The organism is Halomicrobium katesii DSM 19301 (genome assembly GCF_000379085.1).
GTDB classification, from domain to species: domain Archaea; phylum Halobacteriota; class Halobacteria; order Halobacteriales; family Haloarculaceae; genus Halomicrobium; species Halomicrobium katesii.
Genome location: NZ_KB905378.1, coordinates 216,207 through 239,262, shown reverse-complemented (window position 1 = coordinate 239,262; position 23,056 = coordinate 216,207). Strand labels below are relative to the sequence as shown.

Sequence of the window (23,056 nt, the reverse complement as noted above, 5' to 3'; positions counted from 1 at the left end):
ATAGGACACCAAAATAAAAGATTATCTGATAACACTTCCGTCGACCCGATCCGCGATGCGGGGATATTTTTATACCCCCCGAGCGACAGCGATGGATATGGGATACTTCGACGACCGGCCGTCCGTCTCGACGGACTTCACGTATCGCGGGATGGACGCCGCGATTCTGGAAAACGAGCACCTCCGCGTGCTCGTGCTCCCCGGCAAGGGTGGCGACATCCTGGAGTTCCGCGACAAGCGCACCGACGTGGACGTGCTGTACCACGCCGACTACCAGTGGGACCCGCCCGGCGACCGCGTCATTCCCTCGACGGAGATGACGTGGAACGAGCACTACCCCGGCGGCTGGCAGCTGAACCTGCCGGTCGCTGGCGGCCCGCTGTCGATTCCGGGCAACCACTACGACCACCACGGTGAGAGTGCGCTCATTCCGTGGGACGCGACGGTGACGCGGGACGACGACGACGCCGTCACTCTCGAACTCTCGACGCGTCTCCGGCGGTACCCCTTCGCGGTGACCAGAGAGCTGACGCTGCCGGCCGACGAGTCGAGCCTGTTGGTGGCCGAGTCGGTGACCAACGAGGGCGAGTACGAACTCGAATACGCCTGGCAGCACCACGTCGCGCTCGGCCGGCCGCTGATCGGTCCCGACGCGCGCCTCGACGTGCCCGCGGGCGAGAGCTACATCGACGACTACCCGGAGGGCCACGAGACCAACCGCCTGGCGGGCGACCAGCACTTCGAGTGGCCGACCGCCGAGGCCGTCGACGGCGAGGACGTCGATCTCACCGAATTTCCGCCGACCGACAGCGAGATCCACGACCAGGCGTACCTGCTGGGCGTCGACGAAGGGTGGTACGCCGTCACCAACAGCGAGCTCGACGTCGGCTTCGCGCTGTCGTACCCGGCCGAGCACTTCGAGTCGCTGTGGTACTGGCAGGCCTTCGGCGGCATGGACGAGTCCCCGTTCTGGGGCCGTAACTACACCGCGGGGCTCGAACCGACGACGGCCTACCCCGGCCACTCGTACCCGGAGGCACAGCGCGACAACGGGACCATGAAGACCCTCGAACCGGGCGAAACCGTCTCCGTCGAGCTCACGGCGAGTACGTACGGCGGGCGCGAGCGAGTCACTGGCGTCGAGAACGGCGTCGTCGAGTAGCGCGACGCCGCCGTTCTCGCCACTGTCAACAGTCATCACGGTAAGCGTTATGTATCGCCAGTTGTTTCATTATAGTGCATAACAGTCTCGACGCCGCTTCTGATAGTAACGATAGTACTGTCGTTACTACTTGCGCTCGACCCGCCGTCACACGTCGTCTGTCGCGGTGCCAGACGGCCGTTACTGCCGGCTGTCGCCGTTTCGGTGCCTCGCCAGCCAGAGCGATGAGACACGCTACAGACGGACGGACAGTCCGAGCGGGCTGGCAGCGTCTGCTCTCGGTGTCGGCTTCGGTCGACGACTCCCACACGCCACTGGTCCACGGCGGAGGAGGTCGCCGTTCTATAATGTGAAACCGATTGGGGGGCCGGCGGGTCGTACTGCGGTGACACCTGTCCTGGAGTGTTGCCCCGTGGGTGGGGACGACGAACGGACCCCGACGGCGCGCACGTGGACGGTCCAGTGCCGTTCGTACGAGTACTCCCCGGAAGCGGCTACCGACAGTTACCCTCACACTCGCTGGGGCAGGCTGTCGATCGACCGCTCTCACATTAGATTGCCGTCTATTCCTCATTGTGAAACGAACGTGTCGGGCGGAGATCACCGTCGGCACCGACTCTCCTCGCCGACGCCGTCGGCTGTGCGGTCGGCTGGACAGATTGTCGTGCTGTCTCGGAGGGCTCTGCCGGGACGGATCGGCAGTGCGTGCGGACTCGTCTCGACAGTCGCGCGACGTGTCGGTGAGCGATGACGTTCGTCTCATACGGATTATTGTAGCGATTTACCGGATCGTCGCCACGGAGTAGACGATCACCGGTAAGCAACTACAATAAACCGTATCACTCGATCGTGGCTTCGATCTCTCGCACCGTACTCAGCACCATCCCCGGTACGTCCTCTTCGAGTCGCTTGCTCGACAGCCGGCTCGCCGTGCCGGCGACGTAGACGGCACCCTGGTAGTCCGCGAACTCGATGGGCACCGCGACGCTGTTGACGTCGGCGCGCTGTTCCCCCCGAGCGAAGGCGATTCCGCGCTCGCCGATCCGTCGCAGTTCGCTCTGGAGGCGACCGGTGTCGGTGATCGTGTCGGGCGTCAGCGCCGCGAGCGGTTCCTCGAGGATCTCGTCGACGCTCTCGTCCGACAGCGTCGAGAGGATCGCCTTCCCGGGGGCGCTGCAGTGGAGATGGCGCGTCGTCGTCATCGAGCACGCCTCCGGGTGAGAGCCGACCGTCGAGTAGATATCGACGGCCTGCCGGTCGTGTTCGAGGACGAGTCCCGCCGTCTCGTCGGTGGTTTCGGCGAGGCTGTCGATCGCCGGCTTCGCCTGGGCGTAGGGCTCGAACGAGTCTTTGACGTGCTCCCCAACGTCGATAAAGCGCGGGCTCAGCCGGTAGGCCACGTCGTCTTTGTCGACGTACCCCTCCGACCTGAGCGTGTTCAAGTGTTTGTAGACCGTACTCTTCGAGATGTCCAGTTCCGTCGCCAGTTCGGTGATGCGGACGCTCCCGTCCGTCTCGGTCATGTATTCGACAATCCTGAACGTCTTGCCTAGCGCGGTCAGTGTCCCTCCGGTGTCCCCCGTAGCCATACGGACCCATTACTCCCTAAGCGTGATAAGTGTTCACGTTACCAGTCGGCGATACTCCCGTCCTCGTGTCGCCAGATCGGATTGTGCCAGTCGACGTTGGCCTCGGCACGCTCCTCGACGAGCGATCGATCGATGTTGACCCCCAGTCCAGGATCGTCCAACACCTCGACGTAGCCGTCGTCGAACACGAACGGATCGTCCGTGACGTACTGGTGGGTCCGGTCGGACGCGGGGAGGTGGATGTCGAAGCCGTGATCCTGCACGAAGAAGTTCGGGACGTAGGTGTCGACCTGCAGCGAGGCCGCCAGCGCGATCGGGCCCAGCGGGCAGTTGGGCGCGACGGCCACGTCGTGGGTCTCGGCGGTGTTTGCGATCTTGACCATCTCGGAGATCCCGCCCGCGTGGGACACGTCCGGCTGGATCACGTCGATCGCTCCGGTGTCGAACAGCCGCTTGAAGTCCCACCGGGAGTAGAGCCGTTCGCCCGCGGCGATCGGGGCGCGGGTCTGGGCGGCGATCGCCGGCAGGTGCTCGACGTTCTCGGGCAACACCGGCTCCTCGATGAACATCAGGCCGAGATCGCTGAGGCGGTGGGTCAGCGTCTTCGCCATCGACTTCGAGACGCGCCCGCGGAAGTCGACGCCGATGTCGATGTGATCGCCGACCGCCTCGCGGACGTGCTCGACGCGATCGACGATCTCCTCGATCGTCTCCCGGGACTCGATGTGGCGCATCTGGTGGGTCGCGTCCATCTTCAGCGCCGTGTAGCCGGCGTCGACTAGCTGGTCTGCCTCGTCGGCCAGCTCTTCGGGTCGGTTGCCGCCGACCCACTGGTACACTCTGATCTTGTCTCGGCTGCGCCCGCCGGGCAGTTCGTGGACCGGCAGCCCGTACTGCTTGCCCTTGATGTCCCACAGGGCCTGATCGATGCCGGCGATGGCGCTCATCAGGATCGGGCCGCCCCGGTAGAAGCTGCCGCGATACATCGCCTGCCAGTGGTCCTCGATCCGGCGTGGATCTTTCCCCAGCAGGTACGAGTCCATGATCTCTTCGACGGCCGCCCTGACGGTCTCGGCTCGCCCCTCGACGACCGGCTCGCCCCACCCGGTGACCCCCTCGTCAGTTTCCAGACGCAGGAACAGCCACCGCGGCGGCACCCCGTACAGCTCGTAGTCCGTGATTTCCATGTGGGACCACTCGTGTGGCTCGACAATAAGTGCGGGTGATCGATTGCTCTGGTCAACCACAGGCGTGACGATGGCCGCCTAGAGGTTGTCGCGGATGCGTTCGACGACGTAGTCCAGTTCCTCGTCGTCGAGACACATCGGATTGATCGCGATCTCGTTGTCGCCCATCCCGTCCGCGCCGACGTAGACGCGGGGGTCCTCGTCGCGGAGGGCTTTGACGAGTTCGACGGCCGACAGCGTCTCGTCGAGGGTGACCTCGGTGACCGGCGAGACGTTCTCGCCCTCGCCGCCGCTGACGGTGGCGGTCAGGTGGTCTTCCGCGTTCAGCGCGTCGGCCGCGCGCTCGGCCTGGCGCTGCCACTCGGCACTGAGCGCGTCGTAGTCGAGATCGACGAACACCTCCAGTGCGCGGATCAGTCCGGCCAGCTCCTCCTTGCCGACTTTCATCGGTCGGCCGATTCCCTGGCGCGGGACGCCGTCGACGCTGTCCGGGTCGATCAGTTCGCGCGGCGGGTCCCAGGCCTCGCGGGCGACGTGCATATCGAGGTGCTGGAGCGCGATCGACTGGATCAGATCCTTGCGGCCCGCGACGATCCCGGTCGTCTGGGGGCCGCGGATGGCTTTCCCGCCGCTGAACACGACGAGGTCCGCACCGGTCTCGACGAACCGTTCGAGGTTGTCGATCGGCGGGACCTCCGCGGCGGCGTCGACGATCACCGGCACGTCGTGGTCGTGGGCGATCTCGACGACCGTCTCGAGGTCCGGCTGGGTGTAGCTCTTCTCGACGTAGCCGACGGCGGCGGTCTCTTCGCCGATGGCGCGCTCGATCTCCCAGGGCTCGACGTTGGTCGCGCCCGTCCCGAGGTGGAAGTCGTTGGTCCCCACGTCGACGATCGTCGCGCCCGCGGCCCGCAGCGCGTGATCGTAGCCCGTCCGGTGGGTGCGGGGCATGACGATCTCGTCGGCCAGCCCGTCGGTGTCGGGCAGCCGATCCATCGCCTGTACGTCCGAGCCGGCGATGGCGGCGGCCGCGCCCAGCAGGAGACCGGCGTCGGCCCCCGAGGTGACGTATCCCGCTTCGGCCCCGGTGACGTCGCGGATCAGTTCGCTGGCCCGCGCCTGCAGGTCGCCGAGCTCGACGAACCCCTCGGCCGCGCTGTTCATCGCTTCGAGTGCTTCTTCCCGAATCAGGCTGCCCCCGATCCGTGTCTTCGTCCCGGCGGCGTTGACGACCTCCCGGACCCCGAGTTCGCGATAGATATCCGTCTGTTCGACTCTCCCGTCTGGTGACAGACCCATAGTAGTCGGGTAACAACACGGGAAGTTGAATAGGTGACGGTTTCGGTCTTCCATCGATCACGTCTCGAAGGCGGTGGTTTTTTCCGTCGAGCACGGGTAGATAGTCGGTGTCGACGACCGTGGCCAAAAACGCTATTCTGTCTCCCGATAGCCACTTATGGGGTTGGTATTTTCGAAGGTGGCTGTTGATATGGGTGTTTGGACAGATATCCTCAGGTACAGGAGCATCTCTCTCACATTACTGGACCAATAGCTGTCAGATCTCTCGATAGGCATCCTGTCGACACTTTGACGGCCCTATTCATGAGCTAACGTGCGCATCTATGCGTGTACCCGTCGACGGCTACCGTCTGATTGCTTGTACAACCCGTCTCAGACCCGGTCTGCCGTCGGCGTTCCAGACGAGGAGCGACACGCCGACCAGCAGGAACTCCAGTGCGAGAAACGGCGTCAGCTCCAGGGACGCGACGTGTCCGACGAAGCTCTTCGGACCGCCGTACTCGATCGCCGGGACCAGCGGCCACGCCAGATAGGCCAGCATGGCGAAATCGCCGTCGACGATCGCATGGAGTCCGTCGCTCAGGAGGTGTGTGCCGTAGCCCAGCACGAACGCGCCAGCGAGGTGGACCGCAGTCGGACGGATCGCGGTGGTGTCACTGTCGGCCCCGAGCGGTCGGGACTCCTCGAAGGCGTCCCCGGTGTCGCGAAGACGACGCTCGCACAGTCGTTCGCTCGCGCGAGCGGGCTCGCGTACACGCGCGTCCAGATGACGCCGGACCTGCTGCCGGCCGACATCACAGGAACCAGCGTCTACCGCAGCCAGACCGGCGAGTTCCAGCTCCAGAAGGGGCCGATCTTCGCCAACCTCGTCGTCGCCGACGAAATCAACCGCGCGACGCCGAAAACCCAGTCGGCGCTCCTGGAGGCCATGGAGGAGGGCCACGTCACCATCGAGGGCGAGACGCTCGCGCTCCCCGATCCGTTCGTGGTTATCGCCACGCAGAACCCCATCGAGATGGAGGGGACCTTCGAGTTGCCGGAGGCCCAGCGCGACCGCTTCCTGCTGAAGCTCACCGTCGACATCCCCGATCGAGACGAGGAGCGACGCGTCCTCGATCGCTTCAACGACGCTCCAGAGCTGGACGCCGAGAGCGTCGAACAGGTCGTCGACACCGAGACTCTGACCGCCGCACGCGAGGTCGTGAGCGACGTTCACGTCGCCGACAGCGTTCGCGAATACGTGCTCGATCTGGTCGCGGCGACCCGAGACCATCCCGATGTCGAACACGGGGGATCGATGCGCGCGTCGCTCGGACTGCTCAACGTCGCGAAGGCTCGCGCGGCGATCCACGGCCGCGAGTACGTCATTCCGGACGACGTGAAGGCGCTCGCCCGCGCGGTCTTGCTTCACCGGCTCGTTCTGACGGCCGACGCGGAGCTGAGCGACGTGTCTCCGGCGTCGGTGATCGATGACGTCCTGGCGGACGTGACACCGCCCGGCGGCGACTCCGAGACAGAGCTGGCCGCCGCCACGGAGATGGCAGATGTCGAAGAGAGCGCCACGGACGGCGGCAGCGTGGAATAGGTCCGCTTACTCGCCGTCGTCGTCGATCTCGCTGTCCCTCGTCTCGTCGACAGCAGTCTCGTCGTCGCCCGCTTGAGCGGGCTCCCAGCGCAGTGTCGCCACGTTCTCCTCGCCGGCAAGCTCGGCTCGAATCGGCCGTTCGAGTCCGCGTGCGAGGGCGACGGCCGCGATCGAGACGATCGGGTGATCGAATCGACCGAGGTCGCCGTAGACGCTGTCGTCGACCGACACCGTGAGTCTGCCGTCCGCTCGGTCGAGGTCCAGCTCGACGGCGTCGGCGATCTCGAACTGCTCGACGATCGCCGCGCGAACCTGCGTCGCGATCTCGTCGGGCGTGTCCGCTAACGATCCGCTCAGCGCCGACTCGAACTCCCCGAACAGCGTCTCGCCGGTCGGGCGCAGCGCCACACCGCGCGTCGCCGCCTCGTCCGTGACGACGAACAGCGCCGACAGGTCGTCTGCATCTGGAATCTCGAACGGCGTCTGCTGTGGAACGAACAGGCGGACGCCGGTCGCCGGATCGGCGGTCGGGACGTATATCCGCCTGTCGGTGAGACCGAGCTCCCGACAGAGCCGTTCGTGATTGCGGGCCAGCGCCTCGTAGACGGCGTCGCCGACCGAGGCCGAGACGAACCGCTCGGGCGTGACGAACCACGTCAGGACGGCGGCGAACACGCCGGTCCCGCCCAGTGCGAGCAGTATCGTCTGGGTCGAGGGAAAGACGACGCCCCCGATCGTCGCGACGAGGCCGACGGCGGCGAAGCCGATCGCGGTCTGTCGGTACTGGCTCTGGCGGGCACGAGCGTACGACGACCGGAGTCGTTCGTTCTCGGCTCGCAGCGTCTCCAGTCGTGCCGCTAACTCCGGCGACAGCTCGTCGTCGGGTGTCGATTCGTCCGTCGTCTGCTGGTGTTCGGTCGCGTGATCAGTACTCATCGGTGACCTCCAGTGTCGCGACAGTGTAGCGGTGCAGTCCGTAGCCGGCGACGGCGACCACGGCGACGAGGACCGCGGCCACCTGCCAGCGCGTCCCGAACGTTGCGATACTACCCGCGACGACGAGCGACAGCGCCGTCAGCGCGACGACGCCCTGACAGAGCGTTCGAATCGGCCTGTCGGCGTCGAGGACGCTGCCGGCGAACACGACGACCATGGGGACCTGGGCGAGCCCGAGGGTCGCGAGCGGCGCGTTCTCCGGCAGGACCGCAGCCAGCAGCACGTACCCCAGCGCGAGGACGACGATCGGAGAGACGACGAGCCAAGCGGCCACGACGACCACGCCAGCCAGTGCACCGCCGAGTCCGGCGACGAGCCAGCCCGTGAGGACGCTCAGCAACGCACCCGCCCCCACGACGGCCGGGGCCGTTCTCGAATCCGCGGCGAGGGCACCGCCCAGGCCCTCGGGGCCGTCCTCGACGCTCACGCCGACTCCCTCCGTCGCCGCGTTCGGCCCGCCGACAGCACCGCCGAGAGTCGGTCACCGGGGCCGATCTCGTAGGCGTCGACGTCCTCCATGCCGGCGAGCTCGCGCCGGAACTCCTCGAAGGCGACGTAGTCGCTGTAGGCCCCAGCGAGATCGGTGAGTTCGCTCGACTCGAACAGCGCCGTCGGCGTCATGAAGACCGCGACGGTGCTGCCGTTCCGGCTGGCACGCCGGACCGCCGCTCGCAGTTCGTCCGGGCGGCTGTCGTCGGTCACGATGACCGTCCGGACGACGGTGTCACTGGGGTACTCGGCCGTCCTGATCGCGCCCGCCAGCGGCTGCGCGTCGAAGCGCTGCTGGTACGCCCCACCCTCCGACAGAAACGGTTCGACTGTCCGTCCAAACGCCGAATCGTCGCTCGCGACTCGGCTGGCGAGCCGTGTGTTCGGCGACCGTCCGGGTCCGACGCCGCCGGACCGACCGTCGGTCGTCGCGGCCGCGAGCAGCTTCGTTCGGACCGTGGCCCAGGCGTCGGTTCTGACCAGCGGGCTGATCGCCGTCGTCACGCCGTCGTCGCCGACGGCGTAGTAGCCGAGCCCGTCGTCGTCGGTGCGTGCTCGGTCGACGATCGCGACCGCGAGCTGTCTCGCGTAGTCGAGTTTGGTCGTCCCGGCGCGTCCGTCGCCCATCGACGCGCGGTGGTCGAACACCAGGATCGTCTGCCGGTCCGCGCCGCCTTCGAACTCCATGACGTGTGGCTGGTCGAGCCGCGCCGTCGCCTTCCAGTCGATCTGTCGGACGGCGTCGCCGGGCACGTACTCCCGGATCTCCGCGGGCTCGATGCCGGTACCGATCTGGCTCGACGTCTGCTCGCCGAAGCCCGTCGCAATCGGATTGCCGCCCTCCCCGACGTGGAGGTCGTCGGGTGCCCGCGGGCTGACCGCGACTTCGCGGCCGGCGTCGAGTTCGACCACCTGGGTGAAGAGCCCGTCCGCGTCGGAGATCGACAGCGACACGTCGTCGACGGTGGCGAGACCCTCTACGCAGCCGTCGGATCGACTGTCGGCGACGCCGAAGACGAGGTGACGATCACCGTTCCGGAGGGAACCCCGCCGGACACGTACACGCTCGTCCACGTCGCGACGATCGACGGGGAGACGCGCTCCTCGACGACCACGATCAAGCGACAGGTCGGTGAACCAAAAATAAAGGTCTCGCCGAGCGATACGATCGACTTCGGCACGGTCACACGCGGGAACGACCGCACCAAGGAGTTCACGATCGAAAACACCGGGACCGCCGAGCTGACGGTTACCGACATCACCACGAGTGGAAGTTACAGCGAGTCGTTCACTGTGGGAGAGACCTTCCACAAGATCGGAGCCGGCAACTCGAAGACGGTCCACCTCACCTTCGACAACGCCCGGAGCTTCGACGACGGTGAGTTGACCATCGAGACGGCCCACGGAACGACGAAGACGATCACCATCGAAGCCACCGTCACGAGGCGCAGCGACGACGGTGACGATGACGACGATGACGACGATAGCGACAACGACGACGATCCGACGGACACGCCGACGGACACGCCGACGGACGAACCGGATACGCCGACGGACGAACCAGATACGCCGACGGACGAGCCGGACACGCCGACGGACGAACCGGACACGCCGACGGACACCGACGCGCCGGACGACGGCGATGACGATGACGACGACGACACGACCACGGGAGACGGTCCCGGCTTCACGCCCGTGATGGTGCTGATTGCACTGGTCGCGACGCTGGCCATCCTCAGACGGCGAGCCTGACTCGCTCCCGCTTCGATTCGTCCGCTCTTCCTGTTTGATCCGCCCGAGATCCAGTATCTATTTCATCGACGGTCGTTACTACCAACCAGTGCGTCGTTGGTTATTACTTTCCAGCGTAGTGCTCGGTGCCCTCCTCGGTGCCGGTGTACTCGGTGCGCAATCGACCGCTGACTACTCGCTCTCTGCAGACGCCAGTGTCGACATCCCGACACAGGAGGTCTCTTACGACGGCGATACGTTCGAGATCTCACAGACCGGCGTCGCAGACCCAGAAACGACCTTTATCGCCACTGCGAGTGCGCCCGAGGACGCGGACTACGTGGTCTACGTCGTCGACAAAGGGGAGAGCATTCGGCAGTCGAACCGGGGCTCGGGCACCGGCGAAGTGCCGCTCGATCTCGGCACGCTCGATCCGGGGACGTACGCGGTCACGATCAAACGGGACAGCACCGTCGCGGCCATGCCGCTGGTCGTTCGAGGCTACGATCTCTCACAGGACGTTCCCGACGAAACGACGGCCGGTACGGAGACGGCGGTCTCGATCACGGCCGACGCTATCCACGAGGACGCCGAGTTCGAGCAGATCGTCCTGACGCTCTGGGACGGCTCGGAGGAACACGACGTCACCGCGAGCAGAGCGGACGGCCAGCGATACACCGCGACGATCCCCGCTGGAACGCTCGACGAGGGCACGTATCGGGTCGTCAGCCGTGCCGAAACGGGTGCCACGGCGTTCGACCACAACGAACTGGTCGGGATCAGTGAGACGACGACCATCTCGGTGACCGAGTCGCCGACGACGACGGAGTCCGGTGCTGGTGGTGGCGGTGGTCAGGTCTCGACCGCGACTGAGACGGCGACGCCGACGGCGACGCGGACGAACTCCATTTCCTCGCCGACGGCGACGGCGACGCCGTCGTCGAACCGGACGGCGACGCCGGTATCGACGACGGAGCGCTCGACCCGGACGCCGGACACGGCGACCACGCCGTCGGAAACCGCGACGGCGGAGCCGACTGCATCGGATGCTGTCACTCCGAGTCCGACGACCGGAGAGGGCGGGAGCTTCTCGAAGCTCGTCTTCGCAGCGCTGCTCGTCGGTGTCGTCGGTAGCCTGACGATGCGACGCCGGTCCTGATACGATCGGGGTGAGAATTCGCCGCCCCGGTGGTGGTCTTCGGGACGCTGAGTATCGTTTCATACGGACGGTTGTAGGTCTTTACCAGATCGACCGCACGCTGTCGTGCGGTCGACTGGGTAAATGCCTACAACCGTCCGTATCAGTCGTCTGCCGCGTCCGGTAGCAGTCGGCGCAGCAGTTGTAGTTCCTCGTCCCGAGAGATGTAGTCGGCGTCCATACAGGCGTGGACGACCTTGTAGAGCAACCCCGGTTCGACGTGAACGGCGTTCGCTGTGGGTGTCGTCGTCTGGAGCTCCGTCTCGATCGTCTCGATTCGCGCCGTCAGTTCCTCTAGGGATTCGGTCAGCGACTCCTCGAACGCTGCGAGATCGTCATCGCTCTCGGCGTCCGTTTCGAACAGCGCTTCGACGAACGCCTGTCTCGACGGCCAGTCGAACCCCGGAATGTCGTTGACGCGCTTGGGGATCGTCGCACGACTCACGTCGAGTGTGTCGGCGATCTCTGCCTGTGTCGCTGCCGGTTGCCTGTGGATCGCTCGCAGCGTTTCGCGCTGCTTTTCGTCCAGTGCCGCGAGGTCGACGCCCTCTCCTTTCTCGCCTGAGCCTGTTTCGGCCGAGATACGTGGTTCGGCCTCGCCGTCTTCCGGTTCGGGTGTCTCGTCGTCGACGGTGTCCTGATCGTCGCTCTCGACGGGCTGGTCGTCTTCCGCTGCCGGATCGCCGTACTCCTGGAGGACCTGTTCGACGAGTTCGACCGAGGCACCGCTGACCGCTGTGGCGATCTCTGCCGTGGCCGCCGTCGGATTCGACTGTGCGGTGTCGAGTATCTTTTTGTGAATCAGTGCTCGCGGCTGCGACGGCTTGCTTCCGTCCGGGTCGGCAACTACGGTGTCTGTCGTGCCATCAGCGTCCATCGGTGAATCTGTACGACAGCCATCACTTAAGCTGTTCCGATCATTCCACAGAACCAGCTGTGGAATTGGGTGCTGTTTGGTGGCACTCGTGTACTTATGGTGTGTAGCTGTACCAAACTTACCAGATGTTTTCATAGATCGAACGCACTTGCTCCGTTCGGTCGGTGCTGTCGGTGTGCCCGGCGCTCACGGGGGGACACGTCTCTGTGAAATCTTGGTCGGCATCGTCCACACGCCGCCTAGTAACGATCGTGTGAACTGGCCGCTCGCCGTTCACGGGAGCGTTCGAACCGCCTGACCGGTGACAGCCCGAGAAGGCAGCGTGACGGAGCGACGAGAGGAAGAGCCCTATAGCCGGTAGACGACGGCTTCCCACGGCCGAAGCGACACACTGGTGGGCTCGGTCGGCGCGTCGTCGTAGTTCCCGTACAGTACTGTCGGATCGTCGACCTCGATCTCGCTGCCCTCGAACGTCGCCGGCTCGCTCGACCAGTTCAGCACCACGAGTGCCCGTTCGTCGTCGAGGGTGCGCGTGTAGGCATACAGCTGGTCGTCCTCGGGCGCGAGCAGTTCGTAGTTGCCGTAGACAAGCACGTCCGTCGACTGGCGGAGGTCGATCAGTCGTCGGTACTGAACCAGTACCGACGCCGGATCGTCTCGCTGGGCGGCGACGTTGATCCCGGTGTAGTCGGCGTTGCACTTGAGCCAGGGCTCGCCGTCGGTGAAGCCGGCACCTGGCTCGTCGGACCACTGCATCGGCGTCCGGGCGTGATCGCGACTCTGGGCGTTGACGACCTCGCGAAGCTCCTCGTAGGAGTCTGCGACGCCGTCGGCGATGTACTGTTCGACGCGACCGACCGTCTGTGGGTCGTCGATCTCGTCGAGGCTCTCGAAGTCCGCGTTGGTCATGCCGATCTCCTCGCCCTGGTAGACGTAGGGGGTCCCTCGCATCGTCAACAGGAAGGTCCCGATCAGCGAGGCCGACTCGCGGTGGTAGGCCTCGTCCCCAAAGCGAGAGACGATCCGGGGCTGGTCGTGGTTACCCAGGAAGAGGGCGTCCCAGCCACGGTCCGCGAGCGCGTCCTGGCGCTCGGATATGATCCGTTTGAACTCGGGGAGGTCCCACTCGCCGACGGTCTCGGGGTCCCAGCCGCCGTCGACGCCCATGTGGCTGAACTGGAATATCATGTCCAGCCCGATGGCCTCGTCGTCGAGGTAGTCGGCGGCCTGTTCGATCGAGGTGTGGCCCATCTCCGCGACGGTCGTGATGTCGTGGTTCGAGAGGGCGTCCGCCGACAGCTCGGTCAGGTACTCCTCCAGCCGCGGGCCGTGACTGAAGTGTTCGATCCCGGTGGGCGTGCCCTCGGGATCGCCGTCCGGGAGGCCGTCGGTCTTGGACATGTGGGACACCGCGTCCATGCGGAAGCCGTCGATCCCGCGGTCGAGCCACCACGAGACCACGTCTTTCATCGCCTGTCGGACGGTCGGATTCCGCCAGTTGAGGTCCGGCTGATTCTCGTCGAAGAGGTGGAGGTACCACTGCTCGCGCTCCTCGACGTAGCTCCAGGCGGGGCCGCCGAAGATCGACTCCCAGTTGTTGGGGGCGACCTCGTCGGCGGGACCGTCGTCGGTGTCGTAGTCGGCGTCGGCGGCTGGGCGGCCGTCGCGCCAGTAGTAGTAGTCGGCGTACTCCCCCTCGCCTCGGCGCGAGCGCTGGAACCACTCGTGTTCGCCCGAGGTATGGTTCAGCACGAGGTCCATGATCAGCCGGATATCTCGGTCGTGGAGTTCGGCCAGCAGGCGCTCCCAGTCGGCCATGTCGCCGAACTCGTCCATGATCGCGTGGTAGTCGCTGATGTCGTAGCCGTTGTCCTCGTTGGGCGAGCCATAGACCGGACACAGCCAGACGAGGTCGACGCCCAGCGAGTCGATGTAGTCGACCCTGTCGATGATTCCCTGTAAGTCGCCCACGCCGTCCCCGTCGGTGTCGTTGAAGCTTCGCGGATAGATCTGGTAGACGACGGCCTCTTTCCACCATTCGCGGTCGACGTTTTCCAGCGTCGTGAGTGTGTTCGTGCTCATGTCGAATCGGAGTTCGTGGTCGTCGGTCGGTCAGCGTCGGTCGCGGGCGTCAGATAGACGCGCGCCTCGTAGGGGTCGAGTTCGACGGTGCTGCCGGGCGTTTCGGGGGCGTTCAGATTCCCAATGGCGAGTTCGAGGTCGTCGCCAGCGTCGTCGGGCACCGCGAACGTCGCGGGCTCGGTGGAGACGTTGAGGACGACGAGCCCCCGTTCGTCGCCCAGCGTCCGGGTGTAGGCGAACACCTGCTCGTCCTCGGGCGCGAGCAGCTCGAAGTCGCCGTAGACCAGCAGGTCCCGATTCCCCCGAAGATCGCCGAGTTCGCGGTAGTAGTGCCACACCGAATCGGGGTCGGCGCGTGCCCGCTCGACGTTGATCGCGTCGTAGTTGGGGTTGACCTTGAGCCAGGGCTCGCCGTCGGTGAAGCCGGCGTTCTCGTCGTCGGACCACTGCATCGGCGTCCGGGCGTTGTCGCGGCCGACGGTCTCGACGGCGTCGCGTACGTCCTCGTAGCTCTCGGCCGCGCCGCTCTCGATGGCCTCCTCGACGAAGTTGATCGACTCCACGTCCCGCAGCTCTGACTTCGACTCGAAGGGGGCGTTGGTCATGCCGATCTCCTGGCCCTGGTAGACGAACGGCGTTCCCTGGAGCGTGTACAGCAGCGTCCCGAACAGCTTCGCGGAGCGGCGACGGTACCGCCCGTCGTCGCCGAACCGAGAGACGGTCCGTGGCTGGTCGTGGTTGCTCAGGTAGAGGCTGTTCCACCCCTCGTCGGCCAGACCGTTCTGCCAGCGTGCGAGACTCTCTTTGAGTTCGACGAGCGAGTAGTCCTCCAGCGACCACTTGTCGCCCTCGTGGCCGACGTTGACGTGCTCGAACTGGAACACCATCGAGAGGCCGTCCTCGCCGACGAACCGCTGGGCGTCCTCGACGCTCGCCCCCGGCGTCTCGCCGACGGTGAGGATCTCGTCGTCCGGGATGGCTTGCGCGACCAGCTCCGAGAGGTAGTCGTGGACCTTGGGGCCGTTCATGAAGTGCTCTGCACCGACGAGCCCACTCTCCGGGTCGCCGTCGGGGAGTCCCGGCGTCTTCGAGACGAGGTTGATCACGTCCATGCGGAAGCCGTCGATCCCGCGGTCGAGCCACCAGCGCATCATCTCGTACACGTCCTCGCGGACGGCCTCGTTCTCCCAGTTGAGGTCCGGCTGGCTCTCGTCGAAGAGGTGGAGGTACCACTGTCCGCGCCCCTCGTCGTAGGCCCACGCGGGGCCGCCGAAGATCGACTCCCAGTTGTTGGGGGCGACCTCGTCGGCGGGACCGTCGTCGGTGTCGTAGTCGGCGTCGGCGGCTGGGCGGCCGTCGCGCCAGTGGTAGTAGTCGGCGTACTCGCTCTCGCCACGGCGCGAGCGCTGGAACCACTCGTGTTCGGCCGATGTATGGTTGACGACGAGGTCCATGACCAGCCTGATATCCCTGTCGTGGAGTTCGGCCAGCAGGCGCTCCCAGTCGGCCATGTCGCCGTACGTGTCGAAGATCGACCGGTAGTCGCGGATGTCGTAGCCGTTGTCGGCCTGTGGCGAGTCGTAGACGGGACAGAGCCAGACCGCGTCGACCCCGAGCGCGTCGAGGTAGTCGACCTTCTCGGTGACGCCCGCGAGATCACCGATCCCGTCGCCGTCGCTGTCGAAGAAGCTCTTCGGGTAGATCTGGTAGACGACGGCCTCTTCCCACCACTGGCGGTCGGCTCGCATCTGCTCGACTGTCTCGCTCACCGCCACTCACCGGCGCGGCGGCCAGTCAGTAGGTCGTGGCTGTCTGTGCGTCTCGAACGAAGCGTTCGTTCGACAGCCTCGACGGGGGGACGAACGCGGGGTTCGTCCGTGTGGCCCCGTCCAGTTGGTCGGTCGGTCGTGCCTCGTCGCTGAACCGGTCGAGTCGGTGCCGTCGCCGCCTCGGGCGATCTCGTGGCCGTTCTCGGCCGGTGCGTGCTGTGCTGTGTCATCGTGGGTCAGTGTTCGACGACGTGCAGGCGGCTCGCCTGCTTTCGTTCACGAACGACGAAGCGAGACTCCCACTTAAGTTCTGCGAGAATCTCGAAGAAGCCATTCTACCGGAATTTTTATTGTGGGGGTGTCCCACAGCAGTAGACGAACATGGCGAATAATCATACCGATCACGAGCACCAGTCGATACTATCTCGCCGCCGTTTCGTCAGCGGCGTCAGCCTGGCCGGCATCGCCGGCCTCGCAGGCTGTGGCGGACAGCAGGCCGAACAGACGGCGACCGAGGCGTCCGGCGACGGCGGCGACGAGACCGACGCGAGCGATACCGACACCGAGACCGAAACGGAGGTCCAGGCCACCAGCGAGGCCCAGCGCAAGATTCAGGAGCTGGCCTACATCACGAACCAGACGCTCCCGGTGTTGCCGGTCATGGAGAAACTCGCCCAGTCGTTCCAGTCGACCGACGACTGGAACGTGCCCGGGACCGACAGCGACGCGGTCCAGACGTACTGGCCCACAGAGTGGCTCCCGCGGGAGGGCCAGTGGACAGCCACAGACGGCTCCGACGACGACCGTCTGACTTTCGCACAGTGGGCTGTTCCCCAGGACTCGCAGTACAACCCCTGGAACGGGCAAAACTACGGCGAAGCCCGTCGGCTGATGTTCGATCGGTTCATGAAGTACAACCTCGCGACCCAGGAGTACACCGGCTACGCCATTCAGGACTGGGAGGTCGGCGAGGAGACGGTCTCGCTCACCGTCCGCGAGGGGCTGACCTGGCACAACGGCGACGCCGTCACCGCGACGGACGTGGCCAACCAGGTCAAACTCGACATCTACAACGGCGGTTCGCTGGGTAACTTCGTCGCGCCCGAGGACGTGGGCGCGGTGTCGGATCGGGTCACGGCAGTCGACGAGTCGACTGTCGAGATCACGCTGGTCGAACCCGCCAGCGAGACGATCCTGCTGGCGTACCTCCAGCCAAAGCGGCTCACCGCCCACGACGACTCCTACGGAGAGTTCGTCACCGCACTCGACGAGGCGGCCGACGAGGACGAGCGCGCGTCGGCGCTCAGCGATCTCACCAACGACACGACCCCCGAACCGGTCGGCTGTGGCCCCTTCCAGTTCGAGGACGCCGACAGCCAGCGCACGCTGCTGAGCAAGTACGAGGACCACCCGGACGCGGACAACATCAACGTCCCCGAGGCCGAGTACCTCTACAAGCCACAGAACCAGGGGCGCTGGAACTCGCTGATCAACAACGAGACCGACGGGTCCGCGACGCTGTTCATGCCCCAGAACCGACTCAACCAGCTGCCAGACTCGATGCAGGTCAGTCTCATCCCGCGTCACTGGGGGATGGGGCTGATGTTCAACTTCGAGGAAGCGCCCGTCGACGACGTTCGGGTCCGCAAAGCGATCGCCCACGTCGTCAACCGCGAGAACGCGGCGCTCAACTCCGGGGCCGGGACCGAGTCCAAACTCCCAGTCACCTACCCCAGCGGACTGACCGGCGAGTTCAACGACCAGATCGAGGGCGGCTGGCTCGACGGCGTCGTCGACGAGTTCGAGACCTACGGCCCGGGCGAGTCCCAGACCGAAGCGGCCGCGTCGCTGCTTCGCGACGCCGGCTACGAGAAACAGAACGGCACCTGGCAGAAGGACGGCGAGCCTCTCGAACTCCCGATCAAGGGGCCGTCGGGCTTCTCGGACTGGGTGACCGGCGTCGAGACGATCGTCTCGAACCTCACGGACTTCGGCATCGAGGCCGAGTCAGTCATGCTCGACAACTCCACGTACTGGGGGAGTGACTACTCCAACGGCGACTTCGTCGTCGGACTCCAAGGGTGGGCCTCCTACGACCACTCGTACCCGTACTTCCACTTCGACTGGATCTTCAACAGCTGGGACGCCAAGAACGCCTGGAACCTCCCCAGCGAGTTCGAATCGCCGATCCTCCACGAGGAGGAACGCGACGGCGAGACCGTCACACCCGTCGACATCGTCGACGAGCTGTCGACGGCCAACCAGTAGGAGAGCCATGAGCTACGTACTGAAACGCATCGCGCAATCGGTGCTCACCGTCTACGTGGTGATCTCGGCCAGCTTCGGACTGGTCCGACTGCTGCCGGGCGGACCGCTCGATTACCTGCGGGCCCAGGCCGTCCAGCAGGGCGGGAGCGACCTCTCGATGTCCGAGATCAACGCTCGCATCGCGGCCCAGACCAACATCGCCGTGAACGAGCCCATCTACGTCCAGTACGCCGACTACATGGCCGCGATGTTGCAGGGCGACTTCGGCGTCTCGACGCGCTACGGCGACCCCGTGATGTCGATCATCGGGCCGGCCATCCCGTGGACGGTGTTCCTGACGGCGACGGCGCTGTTTCTGGCCTTTACCGTCGGCGTCTCGCTGGGCGCGTTCATGGCCTACAAGGAGGGGTCGAGCTTCGACGTGGCCAGTACGGGCGTCGGGCTCGTGCTGAACTCGACGCCGGGCTACGTCCTCGCCCTGTTGTTCATCTCATATCTGGGTTACCGGATGGAGCTGTTCCCGACGGGTGGGCGGTACGCCTCGGAGCTGACCGTCGGCTTCAACGCCTCGTTCCTTGGCAGCGTGCTCTATCACGGGGCCCTGCCGATCGCCTCGATGGCGCTGGTCGGGTTCGGCGGCTGGGCGCTGTCGATGCGGGGCAACTCGATCCGCGTGCTCGGGGAGGACTACCTCCGGGTCGCGCGCCTGCGCGGGCTCTCGACCCGGCGGATCGCGATGCGCTACGTCGCCCGCAACGCCATCCTCCCGATGTACACCGGGCTGATGATCGCTATCGGCACCGTCTTCGGCGGCGCGGTCATCATCGAGAACATCTTCGCGTACCCCGGCGTCGGGTTCTACCTCATCCAGGGGATCAACGCGCGGGACTACCCGCTGATGATGGGCGGGTTCATCATCATCACGATCGCGATGGTCGTCGGCATCACCGTCGCGGACCTGACCTACGGCGTGCTCGATCCGCGGGCCAAGGGAGGTGGCTCCCGTGAGTCGTACTGATCGCGACGGCGATTCCGGCGAGACACCCGGGTCGGAGGCCGACTTCGAGGCCGTCGGCGACGCGCTCGGCACTCCCGAGCAGTTCACCGACGAGGGCCGCGACCCCGGTCCTGCTCCGATCTCGGGCCACGCCCGCAACGGCCGCGTCGCGGCAGACGGGGGCTCCTCGTCGGTCTCGGAGTTCCAGCAGATGGCCGACGTGTCGATGACCGACGCCGAACGGCGGCGACAGTGGATCGACGAGAAGCTCCTCGCGCCGGCCCGGATCGTCTGGAGCGACTGGCGCGCACGCACGGGCGTGCTCGTGGTCGTCTCCTACGTACTGATGGCGACGGTCGGCCTCGCGATCGTCACCGAACCGTCGCCCAACCAGGGCGGCTACCTGGTCGGGGCCTTCCGGACGCTGGAGTACCCGCTGGGGACGACCGCGTCCGGCGTCAGTCTGCTCTCCCAGACCGTCTACGCGACGCCGTCGATGCTGACGATGATCGCGTCGGGTGCCGTCTTCACGGTCTGTCTCGGGACGGCCTTCGGCACCATCGCGGGCTACAAGGGCGGCACCGTCGATAGAGTGCTGATGATCGTCACGGACATCATGATGACCATTCCGGGGCTGCCCCTGACGATCGTGCTGGCCTCGGCGCTCCAGATCGACGGGAACCCGGTGATCATCGGGATCCTGATCACGATCAACGCCTGGGCGGGGCTGGCACGCGCCATCCGATCGCAGGTGCTGACCCTGCGCGACGCCGAGTACGTCGAAGCGTCGCGCATCATGGGGATGGAGACCTCGACGATCATCTCCGGGGACATCATTCCGAACCTGATGCCCTACATCACGATGAACTTCGTCCAGCAGGCCCGCGCCGTCATCTTCGGTTCCGTCGGCCTGTACTTCCTCGGCGTCCTGCCCTACACCAGCGTCAACTGGGGCGTGATGATGAACGCCGCCGTCAACCGCGCCGGTGCCACGTCCTCACCCGCGGCCTTCCACTGGCTGCTGGTGCCGATGGTGACGATCATCATCCTCGCGCTGGGCCTGACGCTGCTGGCCCAGGGGGCCGACCGGATCTTCAATCCGCGGGTCCGTGCCCGCCACGCCGAGACCGTCGCGAGCGACGGGGACGACGACGCCACCACGGGGGAGATCTGAATGCAAGAACACCGCACGCAGGGTGGCCCCGACAGCGCGGACCCGATCATCGAGGCCCGCAACGTCTGTGTCACCTACGACTTGGAGCACCGAGACGCGATGGTACTGGACGACGTGTCGATCGACCTCCGCCGGGGCGAGATTCTCGGTGTCGTCGGCGAGTCCGGCAGCGGCAAGTCGATGCTGGCAAACGCCATGATGGACGCCGTCGAGGAACCCGGTATCACGACCGGTGAGGTGACCTACTACCCCGAAGACGGCGGCGAACCGGTCGACGTTCTCGACCTCCCGACCGAGGAGCTCAAGGAGTTCCGCTGGGAGGAAGTGTCGATGGTGTTCCAGGGCGCGCTGTCGTCGTTCAACCCCACCATGTCGATCCGCGGGCACTTCGAGGAGACGCTGGCGGCCCACGACTACGACGTGGAGGCGGGGATGGAACGGGCCAGACAGCTCCTCGGCGACCTCTATCTCGATCCCGACCGCGTTCTGGACTCGTACGCCCACGAACTCTCTGGCGGGATGAGCCAGCGGGCGCTGATCGCACTCAGTCTGGTCCTCGAACCGCAGGTCCTCTTGATGGACGAGCCGACGGCCGCGCTGGACCTGCTGATGCAGCGCTCGATCCTCTCCTTGCTGGCCGACATCAAGGCCAAGTACGACCTGACGATCCTCTTTATCACCCACGACCTCCCGCTGGTCGCGGGGCTGGCCGACCGACTGGCGATCCTCTATGCCTTCGAGCTCGCGGAGGTCGGCACCGCGACGCAGATCGCCCACGACTCGAAACACCCCTACACGCGGGCGCTGTTGCAGGCCGTGCCGAACCTCGACGCGCCGACCGACTCGATGCGACCGATCGAGGGGACCGCGCCGAACCCGGCCCACGTCCCCGACGGCTGTCACTACGCGCCGCGGTGTCCGCTCGCGACCAGGGAGTGTCACGAGGAGACGCCGCCGTGGGTCGACGTCGAGGACGACCACCGCTCGGCCTGCTTCCACTCCGACGAGGCCGAGGACGCCGTTCCGTTCGACCTCTCGGAGGTGTCCGACGCGTGAGCGACCGCGCCACGACGACGGGCACCACCCGGGACGACGACGATATCGTGATGTCGCTGGAGAACGTCTCGGTCGACTTCGAGAAAGAACAGGGCGTCGTCGAGTCGCTGTTCGACGAGCCAGAGACCGTCCAGGCGGTCAGCGACGTGTCGATCGACATCCCCGAGAACGACGTGCTCGCACTCGTCGGGGAGTCTGGCTGCGGGAAGACGACGCTCGGCAAGACGATCATCGGCGTCCAGCGCCCCACCGAGGGGACCGTCGCCTACCGGGGACAGGACGTGTGGGACGCCAAGGACGGCCGCGGCGACGTGACCGTCCCCTTCGACGACATCCGGCGCTCCCTCCAGATGATCCACCAGGACCCCGGCGCGGCGCTCAACCCCAACCGGAAGGTCCTGACGACGCTGGAAGCGCCCCTGAAGAAGTGGGACCCCGAGATGTCCACCGAGGACCGTCGGGCCCGCATCTTCGCGCTGCTGGACCGGGTGGGCATGGAGCCGCCCGAAGACTACGCGCACCGGTTCCCCCACCAGCTCTCTGGGGGCGAACAGCAGCGGATCGCGCTGGTCCGGGCCCTGCTGATGAATCCGGACGTGATCCTCGCCGACGAGGCCGTCTCGGCGCTGGACGTGTCGCTGCGCGTCGAGACGATGAACCTCCTCCTGGAGCTGCAAGAGCAGTTCAACACCTCGTTCGTGTTCATCAGTCACAACCTCTCGAACGCCCGCTATCTGGCACAGGAGGCGGGCGGACGCATCGGCATCATGTACCTCGGGGAGATCGTCGAGATCGGCCCGCCAGACGAGGTCCTGAACGACCCCCAGCACCCCTACACGAAGGTGCTGCGCTGGGCGACCGCCGATCTGGATCCGACCGCCCAGGAGATGACCGATCCGCCGGTCCGCTCGATCGACATCCCGGACCCGGTGAATCCGCCGTCGGGCTGTCGGTTCCACACCCGCTGTCCGGAGGCTCGGGAGGCCTGTACCACCACGGCTCCGGAACTTGGCGAGGAGGCGGCGACGGCGAGCGAACGCTGTGCCGCCTGCCACCGCACCGATCCCGACCACGAGTACTGGGAGAGCGAACCCCTCGACGGCGTCGAAGCCGCCGAGTCGCCGACACTGAACGACTGAGCATGGGTGCGACCACACGCGACACCGACGCGACGAGCGAAAGTCCGATTACCGACGCGGCCCTCTCGGAGCGTCCCCACCGATGACGATCGTCCTGCGCGGCTTTTTCGTGTCGAGTGCGGTGTTGCTCGCCTTGCTCGGACTGGCGACGCCGACGATCGAACCCGGAACGGGGACGTTCGTGATCTCGGTGCTCAGCGGCGCGATGCTCGGGGCCGTCTTCCTCGGGTCGGCGGCGTGTATCTACGCCGACTGGGACCCCTTCGAGGAACTGCTCGGCTGATACTTACTGCCGGCTGTACGTCTGTACAGAATTTTGTGACCCCGTGGTCGCGAATATCTTGAAACAGTTACAGCCGGCAGTAACTGTCGCCCGCTCCTCTCGGACGCATCTCGTCACGCGGTGGCGATCGCTCGTCACGGTGTGGTGTTCGCCAGCAGTAATTCGTCATAGTAAA

20 protein-coding genes are annotated in these 23,056 nt (G+C 65.9%); 10 read left to right on the top strand and 10 right to left on the bottom strand.

The genetic code is table 11. The features are described from left to right. Positions 1 to 97: 97 nt before the first annotated feature. Positions 98 to 1,162: an aldose 1-epimerase gene (locus HALKA_RS0101190; protein WP_018256276.1), complete on the top strand. Its 1,065-nt coding sequence runs from the start codon at positions 98 to 100 to the stop codon at positions 1,160 to 1,162. Between the two features lie 839 nt (positions 1,163 to 2,001). On the opposite strand, the gene HALKA_RS0101185 is transcribed toward HALKA_RS0101190, so the two are convergent. The 4 genes from HALKA_RS0101185 to HALKA_RS18915 all read right to left on the bottom strand — a co-directional run bounded on the left by HALKA_RS0101185 (position 2,002) and on the right by HALKA_RS18915 (position 5,844). After that, entirely contained in the window at positions 2,002 to 2,751 is a 750-nt protein-coding gene (locus tag HALKA_RS0101185; protein ID WP_018256275.1) for an IclR family transcriptional regulator, read from the bottom strand. Positions 2,752 to 2,789: 38 nt separating this feature from the next. Continuing rightward, entirely contained in the window at positions 2,790 to 3,938 is a 1,149-nt protein-coding gene (gene dgoD / locus HALKA_RS0101180) for a galactonate dehydratase (RefSeq protein WP_018256274.1), read from the bottom strand. A 78-nt stretch (positions 3,939 to 4,016) separates the two neighbouring features. Continuing rightward, a complete protein-coding gene (locus HALKA_RS0101175; protein WP_018256273.1) occupies positions 4,017 to 5,237 on the bottom strand; it encodes an aminotransferase class V-fold PLP-dependent enzyme in 1,221 nt (406 codons plus the stop codon). Between the two features lie 343 nt (positions 5,238 to 5,580). Beyond that, positions 5,581 to 5,844: a hypothetical protein gene (locus HALKA_RS18915; RefSeq protein ID WP_018256272.1), complete on the bottom strand. Its 264-nt coding sequence runs from the start codon at positions 5,842 to 5,844 to the stop codon at positions 5,581 to 5,583. A gap of 15 nt (positions 5,845 to 5,859) precedes the next feature. Here HALKA_RS18915 and HALKA_RS0101165 point away from each other — a divergent pair, with 15 nt between their 5' ends. Then, complete coding sequence (locus HALKA_RS0101165; protein ID WP_018256271.1) at positions 5,860 to 6,822, top strand: AAA family ATPase; 963 nt, start codon at positions 5,860 to 5,862, stop codon at positions 6,820 to 6,822. Positions 6,823 to 6,828: 6 nt separating this feature from the next. Here HALKA_RS0101165 and HALKA_RS0101160 read toward each other — a convergent pair whose 3' ends face one another. From HALKA_RS0101160 to HALKA_RS18910, 3 genes are read right to left on the bottom strand one after another with little or no spacing between them, the layout of a single operon-like run. Then, positions 6,829 to 7,758 (bottom strand): DUF7982 domain-containing protein, encoded by a 930-nt coding sequence (locus HALKA_RS0101160; protein WP_018256270.1) that lies wholly within the window; start codon positions 7,756 to 7,758, stop codon positions 6,829 to 6,831. Then, a complete protein-coding gene (locus tag HALKA_RS0101155) occupies positions 7,748 to 8,245 on the bottom strand; it encodes a DUF8163 family membrane protein (RefSeq protein WP_018256269.1) in 498 nt (165 codons plus the stop codon). The genes HALKA_RS0101160 and HALKA_RS0101155 overlap by 11 nt, the downstream gene beginning before the upstream one ends. Continuing rightward, a complete protein-coding gene (locus HALKA_RS18910) occupies positions 8,242 to 9,219 on the bottom strand; it encodes a DUF58 domain-containing protein (protein WP_018256268.1) in 978 nt (325 codons plus the stop codon). The genes HALKA_RS0101155 and HALKA_RS18910 overlap by 4 nt, the downstream gene beginning before the upstream one ends. Here HALKA_RS18910 and HALKA_RS20670 point away from each other — a divergent pair. Both HALKA_RS20670 and HALKA_RS0101140 read left to right on the top strand, forming a co-directional pair. Further along, positions 9,157 to 10,059, top strand: a complete 903-nt coding sequence (locus HALKA_RS20670) for a choice-of-anchor D domain-containing protein (RefSeq protein ID WP_018256267.1) — start codon at positions 9,157 to 9,159, stop codon at positions 10,057 to 10,059. The two genes, HALKA_RS18910 and HALKA_RS20670, sit on opposite strands and share 63 nt — an antisense overlap. A gap of 118 nt (positions 10,060 to 10,177) precedes the next feature. After that, positions 10,178 to 11,197 carry a hypothetical protein gene (locus HALKA_RS0101140; RefSeq protein WP_018256266.1) on the top strand — a complete coding sequence of 340 codons (1,020 nt, stop codon included), beginning with the start codon at positions 10,178 to 10,180 and terminating at the stop codon, positions 11,195 to 11,197. 142 nt (positions 11,198 to 11,339) lie between these two features. Here HALKA_RS0101140 and HALKA_RS0101135 read toward each other — a convergent pair whose 3' ends face one another. The 3 genes from HALKA_RS0101135 to HALKA_RS0101125 all read right to left on the bottom strand — a co-directional run bounded on the left by HALKA_RS0101135 (position 11,340) and on the right by HALKA_RS0101125 (position 15,964). Then, the gene (locus tag HALKA_RS0101135) at positions 11,340 to 12,113 is read right to left on the bottom strand and encodes a winged helix-turn-helix transcriptional regulator (protein WP_018256265.1); all 774 of its coding nucleotides are present in this window, start codon (positions 12,111 to 12,113) and stop codon (positions 11,340 to 11,342) included. Between the two features lie 348 nt (positions 12,114 to 12,461). Further along, the gene (locus tag HALKA_RS0101130; protein ID WP_018256264.1) at positions 12,462 to 14,195 is read right to left on the bottom strand and encodes a glycoside hydrolase family 13 protein; all 1,734 of its coding nucleotides are present in this window, start codon (positions 14,193 to 14,195) and stop codon (positions 12,462 to 12,464) included. Beyond that, on the bottom strand, positions 14,192 to 15,964 hold the full coding sequence (locus tag HALKA_RS0101125) for a glycoside hydrolase family 13 protein (protein ID WP_018256263.1): 1,773 nt from the start codon (positions 15,962 to 15,964) through the stop codon (positions 14,192 to 14,194). Before HALKA_RS0101125 ends, HALKA_RS0101130 begins: the two co-directional genes overlap by 4 nt. 381 nt (positions 15,965 to 16,345) lie before the next feature. Between HALKA_RS0101125 and HALKA_RS0101120 the strand changes: the two genes are divergently transcribed. The 6 genes from HALKA_RS0101120 to HALKA_RS0101095 all read left to right on the top strand — a co-directional run bounded on the left by HALKA_RS0101120 (position 16,346) and on the right by HALKA_RS0101095 (position 22,881). Further along, on the top strand, positions 16,346 to 18,232 hold the full coding sequence (locus HALKA_RS0101120) for an ABC transporter substrate-binding protein (RefSeq protein WP_018256262.1): 1,887 nt from the start codon (positions 16,346 to 16,348) through the stop codon (positions 18,230 to 18,232). A gap of 7 nt (positions 18,233 to 18,239) precedes the next feature. Beyond that, the gene (locus tag HALKA_RS0101115; protein WP_018256261.1) at positions 18,240 to 19,250 is read left to right on the top strand and encodes an ABC transporter permease; all 1,011 of its coding nucleotides are present in this window, start codon (positions 18,240 to 18,242) and stop codon (positions 19,248 to 19,250) included. After that, positions 19,237 to 20,403: an ABC transporter permease gene (locus HALKA_RS0101110; protein WP_018256260.1), complete on the top strand. Its 1,167-nt coding sequence runs from the start codon at positions 19,237 to 19,239 to the stop codon at positions 20,401 to 20,403. Before HALKA_RS0101115 ends, HALKA_RS0101110 begins: the two co-directional genes overlap by 14 nt. Next, a complete protein-coding gene (locus HALKA_RS0101105; RefSeq protein ID WP_018256259.1) occupies positions 20,404 to 21,459 on the top strand; it encodes an ABC transporter ATP-binding protein in 1,056 nt (351 codons plus the stop codon). Next, entirely contained in the window at positions 21,456 to 22,598 is a 1,143-nt protein-coding gene (locus HALKA_RS0101100; protein ID WP_018256258.1) for an ABC transporter ATP-binding protein, read from the top strand. The genes HALKA_RS0101105 and HALKA_RS0101100 overlap by 4 nt, the downstream gene beginning before the upstream one ends. A gap of 82 nt (positions 22,599 to 22,680) precedes the next feature. Continuing rightward, positions 22,681 to 22,881, top strand: coding sequence for a hypothetical protein (locus HALKA_RS0101095; protein ID WP_012807589.1), 201 nt, complete (start codon positions 22,681 to 22,683; stop codon positions 22,879 to 22,881). Positions 22,882 to 23,056 lie beyond the last annotated feature (175 nt).

Bases quoted from the DNA above. Each gene is read 5' to 3' on its own strand.
- HALKA_RS0101190 (WP_018256276.1), top strand. From the start codon at position 98: ATGGGATACTTCGACGACCGGCCGTCCGTCTCGACGGACTTCACGTAT.
- HALKA_RS0101185 (WP_018256275.1), bottom strand. From the start codon at position 2,751: ATGGCTACGGGGGACACCGGAGGGACACTGACCGCGCTAGGCAAGACG.
- dgoD (WP_018256274.1), bottom strand. From the start codon at position 3,938: ATGGAAATCACGGACTACGAGCTGTACGGGGTGCCGCCGCGGTGGCTG.
- HALKA_RS0101175 (WP_018256273.1), bottom strand. From the start codon at position 5,237: ATGGGTCTGTCACCAGACGGGAGAGTCGAACAGACGGATATCTATCGC.
- HALKA_RS0101160 (WP_018256270.1), bottom strand. From the start codon at position 7,758: ATGAGTACTGATCACGCGACCGAACACCAGCAGACGACGGACGAATCG.
- HALKA_RS0101135 (WP_018256265.1), bottom strand. From the start codon at position 12,113: ATGGACGCTGATGGCACGACAGACACCGTAGTTGCCGACCCGGACGGA.
- HALKA_RS0101130 (WP_018256264.1), bottom strand. From the start codon at position 14,195: ATGAGCACGAACACACTCACGACGCTGGAAAACGTCGACCGCGAATGG.
- HALKA_RS0101120 (WP_018256262.1), top strand. From the start codon at position 16,346: ATGGCGAATAATCATACCGATCACGAGCACCAGTCGATACTATCTCGC.
- HALKA_RS0101115 (WP_018256261.1), top strand. From the start codon at position 18,240: ATGAGCTACGTACTGAAACGCATCGCGCAATCGGTGCTCACCGTCTAC.
- HALKA_RS0101105 (WP_018256259.1), top strand. From the start codon at position 20,404: ATGCAAGAACACCGCACGCAGGGTGGCCCCGACAGCGCGGACCCGATC.
- HALKA_RS0101095 (WP_012807589.1), top strand. From the start codon at position 22,681: ATGACGATCGTCCTGCGCGGCTTTTTCGTGTCGAGTGCGGTGTTGCTC.